Raw genomic sequence first — 17,646 nt, 5'->3', positions numbered from 1 at the left:
TCTGCTCGACGGGCCGGGCCGCCCCGCGCCGGGGCGGTCACCGCACCGGGTCAGGGCTGGTAGCGCAGGGTCAGATAGAACGCGCGACCGGGCTGATTGTACAGATAGGCCGTTTCATAGGTCTCGTCGAGGGCGTTGGCGAGCCGTCCCTGGAGGCGCAGCGCCGGGTTGAAGGCATACTCGAGACGCAGGTCGAGCAGCGCGTAGGCGTCGAGATCGACCTGGTTGGCGAGGTCGTCGTAGCGCTCGCCGACCAGCTGCAGGGTCGCGCCGGCGCGCCAGCGCCCGAACGTACGATCGAGATCGAGCTGCAGGCTCTGCTCGGCGCGGCGCGGCAACAGGTTGCCGTCGTTGGCGCCCTCGGAGCGGTTCTCGGGATCGAGCAGGGTGAGGTTGCCGGCCAGCGTCCAGTCGTCCCAACGGACATCAGCCGCGGCCTCGAGGCCGCGGATCCGCGCCGAGTCGACGTTGGCCGGGGCGAAGGTGGCCGAGTCATAGGCGATCAGGTCGTCGATCTCGGTCTGGTAAAGGCTCAGCTGCCAGTCGCCGCGCATCCGCCCGGGCAGCGGCAGCGGGCCGTTGGCCATCAGCTCGATGCTCTCGGACTCCTCGGGATCGAGCGCGGTGTTGCCGAAGCCCGGGTAGTAGAGTTCGTTGAAGGTCGGCGCCTTGAAGCCGGTGCCGTAGGAGAGCGCGACCTGGATGTCGTTGGCGAACAGATAACCGAGCGCGGCGCTGCCGGTGGTGTGGCTGCCGAACTGCTGGTTGTCGTCCTGACGCAGGCTGAGCTTGAGATCGAAGGCGCCGAAGCTGCCCTGGTACTGACCGAACACGCCGAGGTTGTCGCGCGCGTCCTCGGCATAGTCGACGGTCCCGCTGACCCGGTCGTCGACATAGTCGACCCCGAGGCTCACCAGCTGCCCGGCGGCGATGGTGACATCGCTCTGCAGCGAGAGGCTGTCGCGCTCGGTCTGGAAACGGTCGACGAACTGCTCGAAGACCGCTGCGGCGGCATCGTCGTAGAACACCCGGTAATCGTCCCAGCTGCGCCCGGCGGTGAGCGTCAGGGTCCAGGCATCGAGCGGGCGCAGGGTGGCGTTGGCGCCGAAGACCTGCTGCGAGGCACGGGCCTGGTTGCCGGAGAAGACCGAGCCGTCGAAGTCGTTGGCGCTCTCGGCGCTGAGCAGATGGAACTCGACCTCGGCGCGCTCGCTGAAGGCATAACCGGCGCGGGCGCTGACGCCATGGCTGCTGTAGCCGTCGCGATCGGGCTGATCGACGCCGCAGCCGGCATAGGGGAAAGGGCGACCGGCGCAGGCGTTGATGCCATCGGTCTGCTCGAAGTTGGCGCCGAGATTGAACCAGGCGCGCTCGCCGCCGCCGGAGAGCCCGCCGGAGACGCTTGCCGTGCCCAGCTCGCCGACACCGACGCTGAAGCGCGGGGTGAGCGGGCCGCCGCCACGACGAGTGAAGATCTGGATGACACCGCCGATGGCCTCGGAGCCGTAGAGACTCGAACGCGGCCCGCGCACCACCTCAATGCGCTCGATCTGATCGACCGGCAGGTCCTGCAGCGAGGTCGTGCCCAGGGTCGCCGAGCCGACGCGCACGCCGTCAACCAGCACCAGCACGTGATCGGCGTTGGTGCCGCGCAGCATCACCGAGGCCGACTGGCCAGGACCGCCGCTCTGGGCGATGCTCACGCCGGGCAGGGTGCGCAGCAGATCGGGCACCGAACGGGCCTGACGCCGCTCGATCTCGGCGCGATCGATCACGCTCACCGTAGCCAGGGTCTCGCCCGCCGGCTCAGCGGTACGGGTGGCGGTGACCACCGTCGGCTCCAACACCTGGGAATCGGTCTGGGCCAGGACCTGGGCACTCAAGGGCGCGGCCAGCGCCGCCAGCATCAAGGGACTCTTCATCACATGCTCCTCACAGGACCCCGCACACCCGCAGGGGTCGACAACAGAGAGGGGCTGGATGCTCGGCAGGCAGGCGCCACCGGCCACGCGCTGGACGCGCGACGGGTCACGATCGCCGCCCGGCCTCCCCACGCAGCCCCGGCTTGACGGACCCGCCAGACCGTTGCTCACGGGCACGACAGGACCAGTGATTCCGAGGCCGGTCTCCGGGCTCACGAGCGGGCCGGCATGGCCCCGGACGCGACGCCTTCCCGTGATCGACACAGTGGCATCAGGTCGCGCCCTGACTCGTCTACCGTTGCGGGGGCAGCGCCGGACTGACCGATCGCGGACGATCGGCGCACCGGTCTTCCCGTTTCAGCCCCGGGAACTGGGTCCAGGGGCCACCGCGGAATCGAGGGCGCCGATTAAGTCCGATCGGGCGACCCAAGTCAACGCCCGTGCCGCGCACCGGGCCGGGCGGACTGACCGGGGTCAAGCGGGAAGGACGGCGCCGGCCCTCGCGACCGGTCGCCGCTGGGCGCTCAGAGTCCCGAGGCCTCGGGCAACGCCGGCTCGGGCGCGTGGACCGACTCGATCCGCGCCGCCTGGGCGCTCGGCCAGCGGGTGAGATACTCGTCGGTGAAGAAGAAGCGATCCTCGCCGAAGGCCGGCACCAGATCATCGAGCCAGGTCGCCTTGGGGTCGAAGCGGGCGAAGAAGGGCCGGTTGACCCAGTCGGGATTGCGCCCCTGGAGGAAGCGCAGCACGAACACCCGTTCGCCGGCGACCTCGGTCACGCCCTGGATCTCGATCTTGCCCGGCCCCGCGCTCATGCTCGGACCGCGCGCGGTGCGGGCCAGCCCCGAGACGCCCTGGATCGCCTCGCGATAGATCTCCCAGGCGCGCACCAGCGGCACCTCGAAGTAGTGCTGGGCGCCGGTGTCGCGCTGCACGAACATGTAGTAGGGGATGATGCCGAGGCGCACCTGGGTGCGCCACATCCGCGTCCACACCTCGGGGTCGTCGTTGATGTGGGCGAGCAGCGGCCCCTGGCTGCGGATCTCGGCGCCGGTGGCGCGCAACCGCGCGATCGCCTCGCGGGCGGTATCGGTCTCGAGTTCGCGCCAGTGGTTGGTATGGGCCATCAGCGCGACGTGCTTGCCGTGGGCCACCAGCCGCTCGAGCAACGCCATCAGCTGATCGCTGTCGGCGTCGCCGACGAAACGCTGGGGCCAGAAGGTGAGCGCCTTGGTGCCGATGCGGATACTCTGGACGTGGTCGAACTCGGGACGCAGCAGCGGTTCGAGATAGGCCTCGAGATGGCGCGTCTTCATCACCATCGGATCGCCGCCGGTGATCAGCAAATCGGTGACCTGCGAGTGCTGACGCAGATAGGCGTGCAGCCCGGAGGCCTCGTTGGAGGCGATGCGCAGCGACTTGTCGCCGACGAACTGCGCCCAGCGGAAGCAGAAGCTGCAATAGGCATGGCAGGTCTGCCCCTGACTGGGGAAGAACAGCACGGTCTCGCGATACTTGTGCTGCAGCCCCTCGAGGGGACGCTCGCCGTCGAGCTTGGGCAGGTTGCTCTCGAGCTGCCCGGCGGGATGCGGGTTGAGTTCGGCGCGGATCTCGCGCACCGCGGCGTCGAGCGTGGCGGGCGCGGCCTCGGCGCGCAGCAAATCGGCGATGCGGTCGAAGTGACGCTCGCTGAGCATCCCCTGCTGCGGGAACACCAGTTGGAAGATCGGATCGTCGGGGACACGGTCCCAGTCGATCAGTTCCTCGATCACATAGTCGTTGACGCGAAACGGCAGCACGGTCGAGACCACCTTCATCGCGAAACGGCGATCCTCGGAGAGTCCACGCAGCGCATCGATGCGGTCGAGGTTGCGCTGAGTGTGGACGCGGAACGGACGGGCAGACTCGGCCGCCACCGCCCGCTTGGGCTGGGCATTGCTGTAGGACATGACAAAGCTCCTCTGTGGATAGTCAGAAGAGGACGCTGAACCGAATGGGCACGGCTATCCAAAGGGGTTGGCGAAAGAAGTGACGGTATCCGTCGTGCGCGCTTCGCCGGCGCCGGGCGCGTGAGCGCGCCACCAGAGGATCCGGGCAGCCGCCCGGACTGGCAAAACCATTGCAAAGGATTTCACCATCTTAACACATGAACCCCGCCCGATCCGGCGCACGGAACACGGATCGCGCGACACCGACAGACTCACCCGCACCCGGGCGATGGGTGCGCGATCATCGGGAGCGACATGGACAGGCATCGACAGCTGAGCGCCCGGGCGCTCCTCGGCGGCGCGCTACTCGGCGCCCTGCTCACCCCGTGCAACGTCTACGCCGGGCTGAAGATCGGCTGGTCGTTCAACATCTCGATCGTGGCGCTGCTGCTCGCCAGCGGACTCTGGGCACTGCTCGCGCGACTGCGCCTGAGCGCGCCGCTGGCCATCGGCGAGGGCAACATCACCCAGACCACCGCATCCTCCGCGGCCAACATCATCTCCGGCGGGCTGGTCGCGCCGATCCCGGCCCTGGCGATGCTCTCCGGCGGCAACCTGCCCGCCGTCGAGCTGATCGCCTGGGTGTTCGCGGTGAGCTTCCTCGGCATCTGGGTCGCCTGGTATCTGCGTGCCGGGCTGATCGTGCGCACCCCGCTGCCCTTCCCCACCGGCCGTGCCACCGCCGAGGCATTGCAGGAGATGTTCCGCCAGGGTCGTGAGGCACGGCTGAGGCTGCGCGTCCTGCTCGGCGCCGGCGCGCTGGCCGCCGCGCTCAAGTGGCTCGACAGCGGTCGCTGGGCGCTACCGCGTCCGGGACTCGGCATCGAGCTGCCCGCCGTCGGCGCACTCGCCGGCGCCCCGGCGATCAGCGCCAAGAACCTCACCCTCAGCCTCGACCCCTCGCTGATGCTCGCCGGCTTCGGCGCCATCATCGGGGTCCGCGCCGGGCTCTCGCTGTTGCTCGGCGCGCTCATTGCCTGGGCACTGCTCGGCCCGCTGGGGTTGTACCAGGGATTCATCCTGCCGGGCGCGACCGACCCGGCGGCGAGCTGGTTCGCGACCATGATCGAATGGCTGCTGTGGCCCGGGGTGGCGCTGTTGGTGGCCGCGACCCTGACCCGGCTGGTGCTGCAGCTGCGCGCCGCTCGTGCCGCGAGCCCCGGCACCGGGAGAGACGACGACGGGGCCACACTGCACCGCGCGCTCGGACTGGCGCTCGCCAGCGCCCTGGTGGTGCTCGCCCAGACGCTGATCTTCGGCATCCACTGGCTGCTCGCGCTGCTGGCGGTGCCGATCGCCTTCGTGCTGGCGATGGTGGCGGCGCGCGTGGTCGGCGAGACCGGCATTCCGCCGATCGGCGCCATCGGCAAGGTCTCGCAGCTCGGCAGCGGCATCACCGCACCGGGCGACCAGACGGCCAACCTGATCGGCGCCAACGTCGCTGGCGGCGCGGCCGGTCAGAGCGCCGATCTGCTCAACGACTTCAAGGCCGGACACGCGATCGGCGCCACCCCGGGCTACCAGGTGATCGCACAGTGTCTGGGGGTGGCCGTGGGCAGTGTGGTCGGCAGCCTGGTCTATCTGCGACTGATCCCGGACCCAGCGACCATGCTAATCACCGAGCAGTGGCCGGCCCCGGCGGTAGCAACCTGGAAGGTGGTGGCCGAGACCCTCGGTCAGGGACTCGCTGCGCTGCCGCCGAGTGCGCTCGCCGCACTCCTCGTCGCCGCCGGCTGCGGGGTCGCGCTGACCCTGCTCGAACACCGCCACGGACCGCGCCGGGTGCCGAGCGCACCGGCGCTGGGGCTGGCGATGGTGATCCCGGCATCGCTCTCGCTCACCCTCTGTCTCGGCAGTCTGGTCGGGCACGCGCTCGCGCGTTACCGCCCACGACTGGCCGAGCGCTTCCTGCTTGCCGCAGCCGCCGGGCTGATCGCCGGCGAGAGCCTCAGCGGCGTCGCCCGCGCCCTGCTCGGCGTCCTCGGCTGAGGCTCAGACCTTGAACCGCCGGGTGCGCTCCTGCTGCTCGGCGGCGAGCGCGGCGAGCGCCTCGGCGGCCGCGGCGATGCGCCGCGAGACGGCGGCGATCTCCTCCTCCTCGTGGCTGATGCCGGAGAGGTTGCGGTCGATCTCCTCGGCCACCGTGCGCTGCTGTTCGGCGGCGCTGGCGATCTGGCCGTTCATGTCGTTGACGGTGCCCACCTCGGCGGTGATCGCCTCGAGCGACGCCCCGGCGCGTCCGGCCTGGGCAACGCTCTCGCCGGCCTTGGCGCGACCGTCGGCCATCACCGTGACCGCCTCACGGGCGCCGCCCTGCAGCGCCTCGATCATGCCCTGGATCTCGTGGGTGGCCGACTGGGTGCGCCCGGCGAGGCTGCGCACCTCGTCGGCGACCACCGCGAAGCCGCGCCCCTGCTCACCCGCGCGCGCCGCCTCGATCGCGGCATTGAGCGCGAGCAGGTTGGTCTGCTCGGCGATGCCACCGATCACATCGAGGATCCGGCCGATCGACTCGGCATCGTCCGAGAGCCGCGCGATCACCGTCGCGGCGTTCTCCACCGCCGCGGCCAGGGACTCGATGGCGCCGATCGTCTCGCGCACCACCGCTGCGCCACCGCGGGCCTCGCGCTCCATGTCACGGGTCGCCTCGGCCGCGCGCGTGGCATTGCGCGCGACCTCGGCGACGGTGGCGGTCATCTCGGTCATGGCGGTGGCGACCTGATCGGTACCCGACTGCTGACGCTCGAGCTGGACGTGGATCTGCTCGCTGGTCGCCGACAGCCCGCCGGCGGCCTCGGTCAACCGATCGCCACCCCCGACCAACTCCCTGACCAGGTCGTGGATACGATCGACGAAGGCGTTGAAGGCCGTGGCCAGCTCGGTCAACTCGTTGCGACCACGTGCCTCGAGATGCTGGGTGAGATCGCCGTCGCCGTGGGCGATATCGTTCATCCGCGTCGCGGCAGCGCGGATCGGTCGAGCGATGGCGCGACTCAGCAGCCCGGTCAGCACGGCGCCGACGAGCAGCGCCAGCAGACTGAACAGCAGCGCGTCGCGAATGGCGCGATTGAAGGCGCCGACGTCGTCGCTGCGATCGAGCAGCAGCTCGACCACCCCGACGGGCTCGCCGGCATAATCGGTGATCGCTTGCGCCAACAGCGCCATCGGCGTGTCACGATAGAGGATCTGGCGCTGGATGCGCTCACCCGCGATGACCTGGCGCATCTCCTCGGCGGTCAGCCGGGTGCCGTCCTCGATGGTGCCGGCGAAGGGTTCGAAGTCCTGGCCGCGTCGCAGCGTGAGCTGGGCACGGGCACCGAAGCGCTCGGTGAAGTCGACGAAGAAGGGCTCGCCGAAGGAGAGCCCGAACTCGACCGAACCGCGATGGCGCCCGTCGGGCGCGAACATCGGCACGATGCCACGGATCCCCAGCCCGGCGCGCCCCTCCTCCAGACCGCTGACCGGCGCGCGGGTGCGGTTGGCGGCGAGCACGGTGTGGCGAAACCCCGACAGGTCGTCGCCGAACTTCTCGGGCATGTGCAGCCGCAGGAAGGAGGTAGCTGGCGGGGTATGGAACTGGAACTGCACCAGACCGTATTGCTGGTGCATCCGCTCGAACAGCGGCAGGGTGAGTTCGCGCAGCCGCGCGCGATCGCCGGCGGCGAAGGCGGCGCGGACATCCGGGACGTTGGAGACCGCCGCAGCGAGCGAGACGGCGCGTGCCGCCTCCTCATCAAGCGCCGTACGCAGGGTGAGGAAGAGGTCCTGGAGCCGGCGTTGCTCGGCGCGCTCGGAAAGCGCGCCGAGGTTGTGGAAGACGCTGGGCAGGATCAGCGCCACCGTGACCAGGATCGCCGCCATGCCGCCAACGGCCAGCTGCACACTGATGCGGACTCTGCTCAGCACATCGCCCTCCTCGCGGTTTCGTCAGTACCACAGGGTTATGCTGGCGCAACATACACGAAAAGCGTACTCAAGCGATCAAAACACGATTATTCAAGCGGTATTCAGGCTACCCCGAAACCGCCCACCGTGACGAACAGATAGCCCATGTAGGTGAGATAGCAGCCGATCAGCACCGTTCCCTCGACCCGGTTGATCCGGCCCTGACGACGCCAGCCATAGCCGAACACGAACAGCGACAGGGTCAGCAGCACCATCACCGGTATGTCGCGCGAGAGCACCTCGGGGGCGATTGCGGTCGGCTGGATGGCGCCGGCGATACCGACCACGGCAAGGGTGTTGAACAGGTTCGAGCCGATCACGTTACCGAGCGCGAGATCATGTTCGCCCTTGCGCACCGCGGCGATCGAGGAGGCCAGCTCGGGCAGCGAGGTGCCGATGGCGACGATGGTCAGCCCGATCACCAGATCGCTGACGCCGAAGCCGTGGGCGATCTCGACCGCCCCCCACACCAGCAGCCGCGAGCTGGCCAGCAGGACCACCAGCCCCAGCGCGAGCAGCCACAGGGCGCGACCGAGCGGCAGCGGATGACACTCGAGTTCCTGCGCCATCTCACCGCCGAGCGCATCGCCACGCCCGCGCATCCCCTGCACGATGGTCCAGCCCATCACCAGCGCGAAGACCGCGAGCAGCCCCCAGGCATCGAACCGCGAGAGTTCGCCGTCCCACAACTGATAGACCGCCAGCGCGGTGATCAGCGCCAGCAGCGGCAGCTCGCGACGCAGCAGCCGCGAGTGCACCGCGATCGGGCTGAGCAGCGCGGTGATACCGAGGATCAGCGCGATATTGGTGATGTTCGAACCATAGGCGTTGCCGAGCGCGAGTCCCGGATTGCCCTGGGCGGCGGCAAAGCCCGAGACCACCATCTCCGGGGCCGAAGTCCCGAACCCGACCACCACCATGCCGATCAGCAAGGCCGGCATCCCCAGATGGCTCGCGGTCGCCGCGGCCCCCTCGACGAACCGATCCGCGCTCCAGACCAGGAGCGCCAAACCGGCAATGACAGCGACAAAGGCCAAACTCATCAGTCTCTCTCAGACCTCGCAATCGTCTTCCGGTGATGCGCAAACGCGCCCGTACCGGGTTTTCGGTATGATTTCGACGTCCGGTCACGACACTGATCCACCCACGCGACCGGCCAAGCGCATCATTTTCTCATACGCCGAGGAGTCATCGCGATGTTTCGCCCCACGCCCCGCTCGATCTGGTTCATCCTGGCGATCGGGGGCCTCGGCGTGGCCACATTCAGCGTGGCGCTCACCGAGTGGTTGCTGCTCGACCCCTGTCATCTGTGCATCTTCCAGCGCCTGCTGTTCGCCCTCGCCGGACTGTTCGCGCTCGCCGCGGCGCTGGGCGTGCGCGTTTCGGGTTATCTGACGGTGGTGAGCGCGCTCGGCGGACTCTGGAGTTCGCTCTATCAGAGCTGGCTGCAACTGCAGCCGCCCGGCGCGGTCAATTGCATCGGCAGCGAACTCGGCCCCGTCGAGCGCCTGATCGAGTGGCTGGGCCAGCAGGCCCCCGAGCTGTTTCTCGCCACCGGCTTCTGTGAGGACCCGGGGCTGGAGATCCTCGGGCTGTCGCTGGCCAACTGGGGGGCGATCGCCTTCGCCCTCGGAGCCATCGCCGCCGCCTGGGCGCTCGTTGCGAGCGCCTCGCGCCCCCCGGCCCGCGCCGACGGGGACGACTGATCGCGCCGGGAGCCTCCCGGACATCCCGACACCCAGAAGGCGGACGCATCGGACGTCCGCCCACCACCCTGGAGACCCTGATCGATGCCGCTGAGCCGCAGACACTTCAACTTCATCCTGATGGGCACGCTGGGCGCCCTCACCGAGCCACTGCCGGCCCGCTCGGCGCCATTGGCCGAGGGACGGGACTGGCGCCCCATCGACCCACCGCAGCCGGGTGACGTCCCGGGCAAGATCGAGGTGCTCGAGTTCTTCTCCTACGGCTGTCCGCACTGCAGCGACCTCAACCCGATCGTCAAGGAGTGGGCCGGCCGACAGCCCGAGGACGTCGCCTTCCGCCGTGTCCCGGTCACCTTCGGGCGCACCGCCTGGGCCAATCTCGCCCGGCTCTATTACGCTCTGGAGGCCTCGGACGCACTCGAACAGCACGACCAGGCGGTGTTCGACGCACTGCACCGCGAGCGGCGCCGACTCTACAGCCCGAACGCCATCCTCGACTGGGTCGAGGCGCGCGGACTCGATCGCGCCGCCTTCGCCGCGCTCTTCGACTCCTTCGACATCCAGGCCAAGATCGCGCGCAGCGACCGCCTGGTGCAGCGCTACCGCATCCAGGCCGTGCCGCGGGTGACGGTCGCCGGTCGCTATGCGGTGCTCGGCAAGGAGGTGAGCAGCTATCGCGAACTGCTCGGTATCGCCGAGACCCTGATCGAGCAGACGCGCGAACAAGGCCTGGCAGGCTGACCCGAGCGACGCGGGAGGTGTCGGGCGAAGCGCGCGAATCAACGCCCGCCACACCCCCGGACAGCTGGCGCGGCCGCGGCGGCTTGGGTACACGGGCATCCATCGCCACCGGACAGGTCTCGCGGTCACTCGCCCCGACGTTGACGGTCATCGTCACGATCGCGCCCCGACGTCGGACTCCCGCGCCCGCAGCTGGCACGGTGCCGCAAACCCATCGAGCACCGACACATGGTGGAGCAGGTCCGACGCGGACCGGGATTACACACAACCTTGCTCGGGCCAGCACGGCATCATGGGGCTGGCGCTGGAGAGCATCGCGGAATTCGAGCACTCCGCCCGCCATTGCCCGACGACCGCGCGGTCTCCACCGAGGCACGCTCGAGCCGCTATATTCAGGCCACCGACCGAGCCCGCGAGAGGCTCGACACACGGCAATGAAGGAGTCGATCGAATGTCTGTAAAGCGCTACTGCACCGCCGCGCTACTCGGTATCGCGCTCCTGCCGACGCTCGGTGCCGGCGCCGGCTTTGACTGCAACCGCGCCTCGACCCCGCTCGAGCACACCATCTGCACCGATGCCGGACTCGACGCGCTCGACGCCCAACTCACAGAGCGCTACTACGCAGCGCGCGAGGGACTCGCACCCACCGAGCGCGAGGCGTTGCTCCAGACCCAGCGCAGCTGGCTCGCCGCACGCAACCGCTGCGGCCCGGACCGGGACTGTCTGCGCGAGCGCTATCGACAACGCATCGAGGAACTCGCCTCGCCACGGGCTCACATCGCCCACAACGGCCCGTACCGCCTCGAGGCCAGCGACCCGGTCCTTGCCGATCGCACGGAGGCGGCGAATCAAAAGATAACCGAACGCTTCCAGAGTCAGCTCGAGGCGCCCGCTCCATCAAGGGCGCAGATCACCCGCAGCGGCCCGCACTACCAGCTCGAGGCCAGCTATCCGGTGTTCACCGGCGCGCCGGAGGCGATCAACCGCGCGGTGCGTACATTCGTCCAGGATCAGGTCAACGCCTTCCTCGCCAACACCGAGGAACGCCAGACCGATCCCGAGCCGCCGCTCGGACCGGCATGGTCGTTCGCGCTCGAGGGCGAGGCCGGCCACCGCACCAAGACGCTGCAGGTTATCGCGTTCGAGGGTTATGCCTATTACGGCGGGGCGCACGGCATGCCACTGTTCGCGCCGCTGCTGCTGGATCTGTCCGAGGCCCGTGCGCTCGACCCGACGGAACTCTTCCGCGCCGACAGCGACTGGCTCGTCCGGCTCGCCCGACTCAGTCGCGCAGCACTCGCCGGACGCGACCTGCTCGGCGCCGATGCCGACTGGGTCAACCAGGGCACAGCGCCGGTGGCGGAGAACTATCAACTGTTGTTGCCAGGCCCCGATGGGCTCACGGTGATCTTCCCGCCCTACGCCGTCGCCGCCTATGCCGCCGGCGCACAGCGGGTGCTGATCCCCTATGCCGAGATCGACGACCTGCTCGCACGCCCCCTGCGCGCGCATTGAGGAGGGCACCGACCGCGGGAGTCGGACGATGGCGCGGGTCGAACCCGAGCGCCCCGCCGTCACTGCGACGCCGACGGCGGAGCGGCCATGGGGATCAGAGCAGCACGCTCACCAGCTTGTAGGCCGAGCGCTCCACCGCCTTGTTGACGAAGGCGCCGACGAGCGCCTTGCCGAACAGGGTGCCGGCCCTGGTCGCCAGCTTACCCGAGCGTGACTCGACCTCGACGCAGCCATGACGCTCGAGGGCCTCGAACAGCTGGGCACGACCGATGCGTGCCGGATCATAGAGCAGGGTCAGGCTCGCGGCGCGCGGATTGAAGCGCACCTCAGTCACCCCTTCGAGTGCCTGCAGCTCACGCCGCGCCTCGCCGTCGAGTAGCGAGCGACAGCGCAATGCCGCCGAGCGGATGCGCAGTCGCCCTGGAACATGATGGATGTAGTGACTCATGGAACCCTCGGTACTCTCGTCGCTGGAAGGTCGTCGATGTGCCTGGCCTGTCGCCGGCGCCCACCGGCCCGGGAACAACCGAATCCGTGCCGCTTCGCGTCGCTGCCGTACTCTTGCAACGGCTCGTCGGGGTGTCGTCGTCCCGACGCTCATCGCAAACGCGAACGGTTATCGATAATAGTTCTCGATCAGGGATTAAGCAAGGGTTGCACGCGTTTGTTTCTTGCCGACAACCTTGCTATTTTCGATTGAATCAGCGGGATCGCCCGCCCTCTTCCCTCTTCCATCTCAAGCTCGCGGAGCGTTAGAACGATTTCATGAAAGAAGCAGACTGGCTCCTCTTCCAGCTCGACGACCTGGTCTCGAGCGTCGATCGTAACGGTGTCGCCTTCAAGGAATTCCTGCGCACCCCCTCGCTCTCCTGCTCGGTCTATCACCTCCCGGCGGGCTCCAAGGACATGGCCAGCGCCCATGAGGAGGATGAGCTTTATCTGGTGCTCGAGGGACGCGCGCAACTGCGAGTCGGCGACAGTGTACGACTGGTCGAGAAGGGCACGCTGATGTACGTGCACGCCGCCTGCAGTCACGCCTTCTTCGACATTGAGGAGGATCTCACCGTACTGGCCTTCTTCGGCGCCCCGGTGCGCGCGCACCTGCAGCGCGGCTGACGCCGTCTCAGTCGTCGGCCGGCGGCGCGAGACGACGCTCCTCGACACCATCGAAGTCCACCCCACGCAGGGCATTGAGCAGCACCGCCAGGGTGGTACCGTTGTGCAGCACGGCACTGGCCAGCGGCGAGACTCGACCACTCGCCGCGCCGACCAGAATCGCGGTATTGATGCCGACGGCGGCGCGGAAGTTGGTACGGATCAGTCGCATGGTGCCGAGCGCCAGGGCACGCGCGTCGGCCACCGCGTCGAGCCGGTCTTCGGTGAGCAGGATGTCGGCGGTGGCGCGGGCGATGTCGGCGCCGCGCGGCATGGCGATACCGACATCGGCGGCGGCCAGCGCCGGACCGTCGTTGACCCCATCGCCGACGAAGGCGACCTTGGCCCCCGCATCCTGCAGCCGCATCAGGATCGCCGCCTTGTCCTCGGGCGCGACCTCGGCGTGCACGGCGTCGAAACCGAGTTCACGCCCCAGCGCCTCGGCCTTGCTGCGCCGGTCGCCGCTGATCATCACCAGCCGCTCGATGCCGAGCGTGCGCAGCCGCGCCAGCGTCTCCGGGGTCTCCGGACGCAGGGTGTCGCGTAGCGCGATCAGCCCGACCGGGCCCTCGCGGTTGGCGACGAAGAGCAGAATCTTGCCGGCGTCGTGGAAACTCGAGATACGCGGCTCGAAAGGCGAGAAGTCGATGCCCTCGTGCTCCTCGAGATAGTGACGACTGCCGATCATGATCCGCCCCCCGGCGACATCGGCCGAGAGTCCGTGGGCGACCAGATAGTCGACCTCGCCGTGGCTGATGTGCTCGAGTCCGCGCGCCTGCGCGGCATCGACCACCGCGCTGGCGATCGGATGCGAGGCGTGCTCCTCGATCGAGGCGACCAGCGCGAGCAGGTCACACTCGTCGCACCCCGGGTGGCTGGCGAGCACCTCGACGTCGGTGACCGCCAGCTCGCTGTGGGTCAGGGTACCGGTCTTGTCGAACACCAGGGTATCGATCCCGGCGAGCTGCTCAATGGCCTCGCCACCACGCATCAACACCCCATTGCCCGCCGCGCGCGCCATCCCCGACTTGATCGCCACCGGGGTGCCGAGCTTGAGCGCGCAGGCGTAATCGACCAGGAACACCGACTGCACCCGACGCAGGTCACGGGTGGCGGCATAGACCGCAGCACCCGTGCCCAGGGTCAGCGCGACGCGCTGATCGGCGAGCCGCTCGGCCTCGCTCTGGGTGACCGAGCGCTTGGTGAGCGCATCACCGATGAAGCGCGCCACCCGCGCCGAGGTGGTCTCGGCGCCAACCTGGGTGGCCTCGATGCGCAGCCGTCCCTCGACCAGCACCGAGCCGCAGATCACCCGACGGTAGACCGACTTGCGCACCGGTACATCCTCGCCGGTGACCGCCGACTGATCGACCAGCGCCACCCCGTCGATGACCCGACCATCGACTGCGATGCGCTCACCCGGTCCGACCTGAACGATCTCGCCGACCTCGACCTGATCGCCGGGCACGCGCACCAACTCGCCGTCGCGCTCGACCCAGGCCGGCGCGGGGTCCGGACGCAGCAACCGCGCCAGCATGCGATCGGAGCGGCGCGCGGTGCGCTCCTCGAGATAGGCGCCGAGACGCAGCAGCAGGTCGGTAACGGTAGCGGCATAGACCTCGCCGCGCGCCGCCGAGAGCCCCACCGCCACGGCATCGAGCACTTCGACCTTGACCCCTTCGTTGACCAGGGTATCGACCCCGCGCGCCAGCGTCGGCGCGGCACTGGTCACCGCCAGCGCCAACCGCCAGCCCGGCGGCAACAGCGGCAGCAGCGCCAGCGCCAACAGCGAGGTCGCCACCGGCGCCAGCCCCGAGTCGGATTCGCCGGCGGGCACCGGCAGCGCGTCGTGACCGACATGGGGCACATAGGCCCGCAGCCGCTCGATGACGCGGGCGTGCGCCTCGGGCGTGGGCGTGAACTCGATCACCAGTGAACCCGTTGCCACTCCGGCGCGCACCTCGCGCACCTCGGGCAGGGCATCGAGCCAGAGTTCGAGCGTGTCCGAGGCATAGCCGGGGGCACCGAGGGCGGGAAGACGCAGCCGCAACCGACCGGGCAGCTGGTGAACGACGCGATAGCGCAACGCGGGCAAGGAAGGGGTCACGAGATCAGGATCCTGAACTGGGCGTGGACGGACGAGATCGCCCGCCCACGCGGGCTGAGGGAGAACGGCGCTCAGGGATCCTGGCGCTGCGAGGCGTGACGCAGCTCGGCCTCGGCGTCGCCGAAACGCTCCTTAATCTCCTCGACCCCGCCCTGGACCATCGCCCAGGCGCGTACCATGCCGTTGATCGCGGTGCGCTGCACCTGCTCGTTGGTCAGCAGATAGGTGGCCGCGGCGCCGATCACCAACCCCTTGAGGAAGCGGTCACGCGACAGCGTCGCCAGCGTTCCCTGCTGATACTGAGGATTCCACTGGGGCTGTTGCATCGCCATGGGCGCATGATAGCCCTGGTAATAAGAGGCCTGCCCCTGCGAGGGGATACCCGCAGCCTGACCCTGGTGATACTGCTGATACTGTCCACCCTGGGCCTGCCCCTGGGGGGCGCCCGCCGATTGGCCCTGGGTGCCCTGCCCCGGATAGCCGTATTGATTGCTCATGCCGAATCTCCTGTGGTCGGTCGTGCATTGTTCGGTGCCGGTTGCCGGTTGCTGCGTGCCTTGACCAGGCCACGCAGCAACATCACCAGTGCCGCGCCGGTGATCAAACCGCCGATACCCTCGGCGATGTTCTTTGTGACCCCGTGCTGATGACGTTGACGTTGATCAGTCATGCATATCCCCATCGGTCCATTGACGCAACCCGTAGAAAACCGCCGAGCCGGCCAAGAACATCAGCCCGAGCCGCAGCGCTCCCTGATCGGCAACGGTGGAGGCCACGGCACCGGCGGCGGCAGTGGCCACACCCGCAGCCACCGCGCTCTTGCCGGTTTCGACCAGGGCCAGGTTGGGGAGCTGCTCGCCGGCCTGGATGCGATCGACCTGACGGGCCGCGGCGAGACTGCCGCCGATCACCGCGCCGAGGGTAGCCAGCCGCACCAGTGAACCGCAGTCGCTGCTGATCGCCGGGGCAATGGGCGCGGTGCCCGGCCAGACGACGGGAGGCTGGCTCATGCCTTCTGCTCCTCGGCGTCATCCTGCCCCTTGGCGCCACCGAAGAGGGTGCGCTGGACCGAGCCGTTGGTGAACACCAGCACGGCAGCGGCGCCGAGCAGCGCGCCCTTCCAGAAATCGGTATCGTTAAAGTCGATCAGCTTGGAGAGGCTGTTGAGCCCGTTGCCACCATTGGCCAGCTCATCGACCAGCTCCGCCACCCCGGCGCCAGCGCCGTGCTGGGCACCGAAACCCTGATGCGTTCCGCCCCCCGGGGGATAGCCACCCGGCACCGCGCCATGACCGGCCCACTCCGGCTGCCCGCCCTGGTGCGGCGCGCCTTGGTAAGGCATGGCTCCAGGTGGCATGCCAGCGGGCTGATAGCCGTACTCGGGCTGATAGCCGTACTGAGGTGGCTGCCCCGGATACGGCTGCTGCGGGTACGGCTGCGGCGGCGGCATCCCCGGCATCCATTGCGCTTGACCGCCGGCCTGAGCCCCATACCCACCCTGAGTGGTCTGTGGCCCCTGGGGCTGAGCTGCGGCGGCGCCCTGCGACGGCGCACCCCAGGCCGACTGCGGGGCCTGCTGTTGCCCGGCATGCATACCCATACCAGGCTCCTGCCCCTGTGGCGACCAGGCGGCTTGGGTGCCCTGTCCCGCCGCGCTGTCGCGGCCCTCGGCCTGCCGCGCCGGCGCACCTTCCTGGCCGCCTCCGGACATGTCCGGTCGCGCCTGCGCCTCTGACTTGTGTTCGCTCATGGTGACTCCGCTATGGATGGATGGATTGCGACACCGCACTCGAGGCGGCGCCCATCGGCGCCCTCGACCTCACGATGCACGGACCGCCCGGTTGACACCGGAGCGGTGGGGACAGCGCAATGCCACGGCGGACGGTCCCGACTGGACAGTAAAGTTAACGCAGCCGTCCGTCGTAAACAATAACGATTTACGTTTGCATAAGGAGGGATCCGAGGTTAGACTCGAAGGGTCTGGAGATGGTTGGAGTATTCCCCGGAGGAACCAGCGATGCCGTCCGTACCCGCAGCACACCAGGGGCAATTGCCCCCGATTTCGATCTGCCACCAGGTACCGGGACGCGTGCGGCTGCGCGTACCGCTGCTGCTCACCGAACCCGCCGCAGCGTCGACACTGGTCAAGGCGCTGCGCGCCCTGCCCGGAGTAGAGGGCGTACGCAGCAACCCCGCCTGCGCCAGTCTGGTGGTACGCCATCACGCGTCCCAGCCACTGCCGACGAGCGCCATTCTTTCCACCCTGACCCCATTGATCCATCAATCGCGCCCCTCGGCGACTTCTGCTGCCATTCATCCTATACGAAAAACGCCAAAGGGGAATAGAGCGCATCCCCAGCGCGTGCAACGCCGACGCCCGCGCGGCGACTGTCCACTGTGCCGACTCAAGCTCAAGGCGGCGCGCTGGATCATGGCCGACGTCTGGCGCTGCTGGCAGGAGCGCACGCGCGCACGCGTTCGCACCCTCATGGTTACGGCATTCTCGCCGCTGCGCCACTGAGCGAACACACGCACCTCGCCCGCGCGCCCGGATGTCGCGCGCCAT

16 protein-coding genes and 1 riboswitch are annotated in these 17,646 nt (G+C 68.9%); of the genes, 6 read left to right on the top strand and 10 right to left on the bottom strand.

The features are described 5' to 3' along the window. Positions 1-50 precede the first annotated feature (50 nt). The gene (gene btuB, locus MARPU_RS04755) at positions 51-1,922 is read right to left on the bottom strand and encodes a TonB-dependent vitamin B12 receptor (RefSeq protein WP_005220327.1); all 1,872 of its coding nucleotides are present in this window, start codon (positions 1,920-1,922) and stop codon (positions 51-53) included. 180 nt (positions 1,923-2,102) lie between these two features. Further along, positions 2,103-2,328: riboswitch (cobalamin riboswitch) on the bottom strand. Positions 2,329-2,446: 118 nt separating this feature from the next. Further along, positions 2,447-3,871, bottom strand: a complete 1,425-nt coding sequence (locus MARPU_RS04750) for a KamA family radical SAM protein (protein ID WP_005220326.1) — start codon at positions 3,869-3,871, stop codon at positions 2,447-2,449. A 294-nt stretch (positions 3,872-4,165) separates the two neighbouring features. Here MARPU_RS04750 and MARPU_RS04745 point away from each other — a divergent pair, with 294 nt between their 5' ends. Further along, positions 4,166-5,899, top strand: a complete 1,734-nt coding sequence (locus MARPU_RS04745) for an OPT/YSL family transporter (protein WP_005220325.1) — start codon at positions 4,166-4,168, stop codon at positions 5,897-5,899. A 3-nt stretch (positions 5,900-5,902) separates the two neighbouring features. Here the strand turns inward: MARPU_RS04745 and MARPU_RS04740 are convergent, their stop codons facing one another. Together MARPU_RS04740 and MARPU_RS04735 are read right to left on the bottom strand one after the other, a co-directional pair. Next, positions 5,903-7,816, bottom strand: coding sequence for a methyl-accepting chemotaxis protein (locus tag MARPU_RS04740; RefSeq protein ID WP_005220323.1), 1,914 nt, complete (start codon positions 7,814-7,816; stop codon positions 5,903-5,905). A 101-nt stretch (positions 7,817-7,917) separates the two neighbouring features. Continuing rightward, positions 7,918-8,898 (bottom strand): calcium/sodium antiporter, encoded by a 981-nt coding sequence (locus MARPU_RS04735; protein ID WP_005220321.1) that lies wholly within the window; start codon positions 8,896-8,898, stop codon positions 7,918-7,920. A 153-nt stretch (positions 8,899-9,051) separates the two neighbouring features. Here MARPU_RS04735 and MARPU_RS04730 point away from each other — a divergent pair, with 153 nt between their 5' ends. From MARPU_RS04730 to MARPU_RS16520, 3 genes are all read left to right on the top strand, one after another. After that, positions 9,052-9,561 carry a disulfide bond formation protein B gene (locus MARPU_RS04730; RefSeq protein WP_005220319.1) on the top strand — a complete coding sequence of 170 codons (510 nt, stop codon included), beginning with the start codon at positions 9,052-9,054 and terminating at the stop codon, positions 9,559-9,561. A gap of 84 nt (positions 9,562-9,645) precedes the next feature. Then, the gene (locus MARPU_RS04725; protein WP_005220318.1) at positions 9,646-10,302 is read left to right on the top strand and encodes a thiol:disulfide interchange protein DsbA/DsbL; all 657 of its coding nucleotides are present in this window, start codon (positions 9,646-9,648) and stop codon (positions 10,300-10,302) included. A 451-nt stretch (positions 10,303-10,753) separates the two neighbouring features. Continuing rightward, complete coding sequence (locus tag MARPU_RS16520; RefSeq protein ID WP_005220316.1) at positions 10,754-11,818, top strand: DUF3298 domain-containing protein; 1,065 nt, start codon at positions 10,754-10,756, stop codon at positions 11,816-11,818. 94 nt (positions 11,819-11,912) lie between these two features. Here MARPU_RS16520 and MARPU_RS04715 read toward each other — a convergent pair whose 3' ends face one another. After that, positions 11,913-12,266 carry an HMA2 domain-containing protein gene (locus tag MARPU_RS04715; RefSeq protein ID WP_005220315.1) on the bottom strand — a complete coding sequence of 118 codons (354 nt, stop codon included), beginning with the start codon at positions 12,264-12,266 and terminating at the stop codon, positions 11,913-11,915. 317 nt (positions 12,267-12,583) lie between these two features. On the opposite strand from MARPU_RS04715, the gene MARPU_RS04710 reads away from it, so the two are divergent. After that, positions 12,584-12,934 (top strand): cupin domain-containing protein, encoded by a 351-nt coding sequence (locus tag MARPU_RS04710; protein WP_005220313.1) that lies wholly within the window; start codon positions 12,584-12,586, stop codon positions 12,932-12,934. Between the two features lie 7 nt (positions 12,935-12,941). Here MARPU_RS04710 and MARPU_RS04705 read toward each other — a convergent pair whose 3' ends face one another. From MARPU_RS04705 to MARPU_RS17480, 5 genes are all read right to left on the bottom strand, one after another. After that, on the bottom strand, positions 12,942-15,080 hold the full coding sequence (locus MARPU_RS04705) for a heavy metal translocating P-type ATPase (protein WP_005220311.1): 2,139 nt from the start codon (positions 15,078-15,080) through the stop codon (positions 12,942-12,944). 71 nt (positions 15,081-15,151) lie between these two features. Next, complete coding sequence (locus tag MARPU_RS17850; RefSeq protein ID WP_005220309.1) at positions 15,152-15,577, bottom strand: hypothetical protein; 426 nt, start codon at positions 15,575-15,577, stop codon at positions 15,152-15,154. Then, a complete protein-coding gene (locus MARPU_RS04695; RefSeq protein WP_005220307.1) occupies positions 15,574-15,750 on the bottom strand; it encodes a hypothetical protein in 177 nt (58 codons plus the stop codon). Before MARPU_RS04695 ends, MARPU_RS17850 begins: the two co-directional genes overlap by 4 nt. Continuing rightward, positions 15,743-16,090, bottom strand: coding sequence for a magnetosome protein MamC (locus tag MARPU_RS04690; RefSeq protein WP_005220304.1), 348 nt, complete (start codon positions 16,088-16,090; stop codon positions 15,743-15,745). Before MARPU_RS04690 ends, MARPU_RS04695 begins: the two co-directional genes overlap by 8 nt. Beyond that, positions 16,087-16,830, bottom strand: a complete 744-nt coding sequence (locus MARPU_RS17480; RefSeq protein WP_005220303.1) for a hypothetical protein — start codon at positions 16,828-16,830, stop codon at positions 16,087-16,089. The genes MARPU_RS04690 and MARPU_RS17480 overlap by 4 nt, the downstream gene beginning before the upstream one ends. A gap of 267 nt (positions 16,831-17,097) precedes the next feature. Between MARPU_RS17480 and MARPU_RS17475 the strand changes: the two genes are divergently transcribed. Then, entirely contained in the window at positions 17,098-17,601 is a 504-nt protein-coding gene (locus MARPU_RS17475; RefSeq protein ID WP_156929228.1) for an HMA2 domain-containing protein, read from the top strand. Positions 17,602-17,646: the final 45 nt, after the last annotated feature.

This window comes from Marichromatium purpuratum 984 (assembly GCF_000224005.2).
Taxonomy (GTDB): Bacteria; Pseudomonadota; Gammaproteobacteria; order Chromatiales; family Chromatiaceae; genus Marichromatium; species Marichromatium purpuratum.
The sequence above is the reverse complement of the archived record's forward strand: the minus strand, read 5'-3'. Positions and strand labels throughout refer to the sequence as shown.

Excerpts from the sequence above, each read along its gene's own strand:
- btuB (WP_005220327.1), bottom strand. The coding sequence starts at position 1,922 with ATGAAGAGTCCCTTGATGCTGGCGGCGCTGGCCGCGCCCTTGAGTGCC.
- MARPU_RS04750 (WP_005220326.1), bottom strand. The coding sequence starts at position 3,871 with ATGTCCTACAGCAATGCCCAGCCCAAGCGGGCGGTGGCGGCCGAGTCT.
- MARPU_RS04745 (WP_005220325.1), top strand. The coding sequence starts at position 4,166 with ATGGACAGGCATCGACAGCTGAGCGCCCGGGCGCTCCTCGGCGGCGCG.
- MARPU_RS04735 (WP_005220321.1), bottom strand. The coding sequence starts at position 8,898 with ATGAGTTTGGCCTTTGTCGCTGTCATTGCCGGTTTGGCGCTCCTGGTC.
- MARPU_RS04730 (WP_005220319.1), top strand. The coding sequence starts at position 9,052 with ATGTTTCGCCCCACGCCCCGCTCGATCTGGTTCATCCTGGCGATCGGG.
- MARPU_RS04725 (WP_005220318.1), top strand. The coding sequence starts at position 9,646 with ATGCCGCTGAGCCGCAGACACTTCAACTTCATCCTGATGGGCACGCTG.
- MARPU_RS16520 (WP_005220316.1), top strand. The coding sequence starts at position 10,754 with ATGTCTGTAAAGCGCTACTGCACCGCCGCGCTACTCGGTATCGCGCTC.
- MARPU_RS04715 (WP_005220315.1), bottom strand. The coding sequence starts at position 12,266 with ATGAGTCACTACATCCATCATGTTCCAGGGCGACTGCGCATCCGCTCG.
- MARPU_RS04710 (WP_005220313.1), top strand. The coding sequence starts at position 12,584 with ATGAAAGAAGCAGACTGGCTCCTCTTCCAGCTCGACGACCTGGTCTCG.
- MARPU_RS17850 (WP_005220309.1), bottom strand. The coding sequence starts at position 15,577 with ATGAGCAATCAATACGGCTATCCGGGGCAGGGCACCCAGGGCCAATCG.
- MARPU_RS04695 (WP_005220307.1), bottom strand. The coding sequence starts at position 15,750 with ATGACTGATCAACGTCAACGTCATCAGCACGGGGTCACAAAGAACATC.
- MARPU_RS04690 (WP_005220304.1), bottom strand. The coding sequence starts at position 16,090 with ATGAGCCAGCCTCCCGTCGTCTGGCCGGGCACCGCGCCCATTGCCCCG.
- MARPU_RS17480 (WP_005220303.1), bottom strand. The coding sequence starts at position 16,830 with ATGAGCGAACACAAGTCAGAGGCGCAGGCGCGACCGGACATGTCCGGA.
- MARPU_RS17475 (WP_156929228.1), top strand. The coding sequence starts at position 17,098 with ATGCCGTCCGTACCCGCAGCACACCAGGGGCAATTGCCCCCGATTTCG.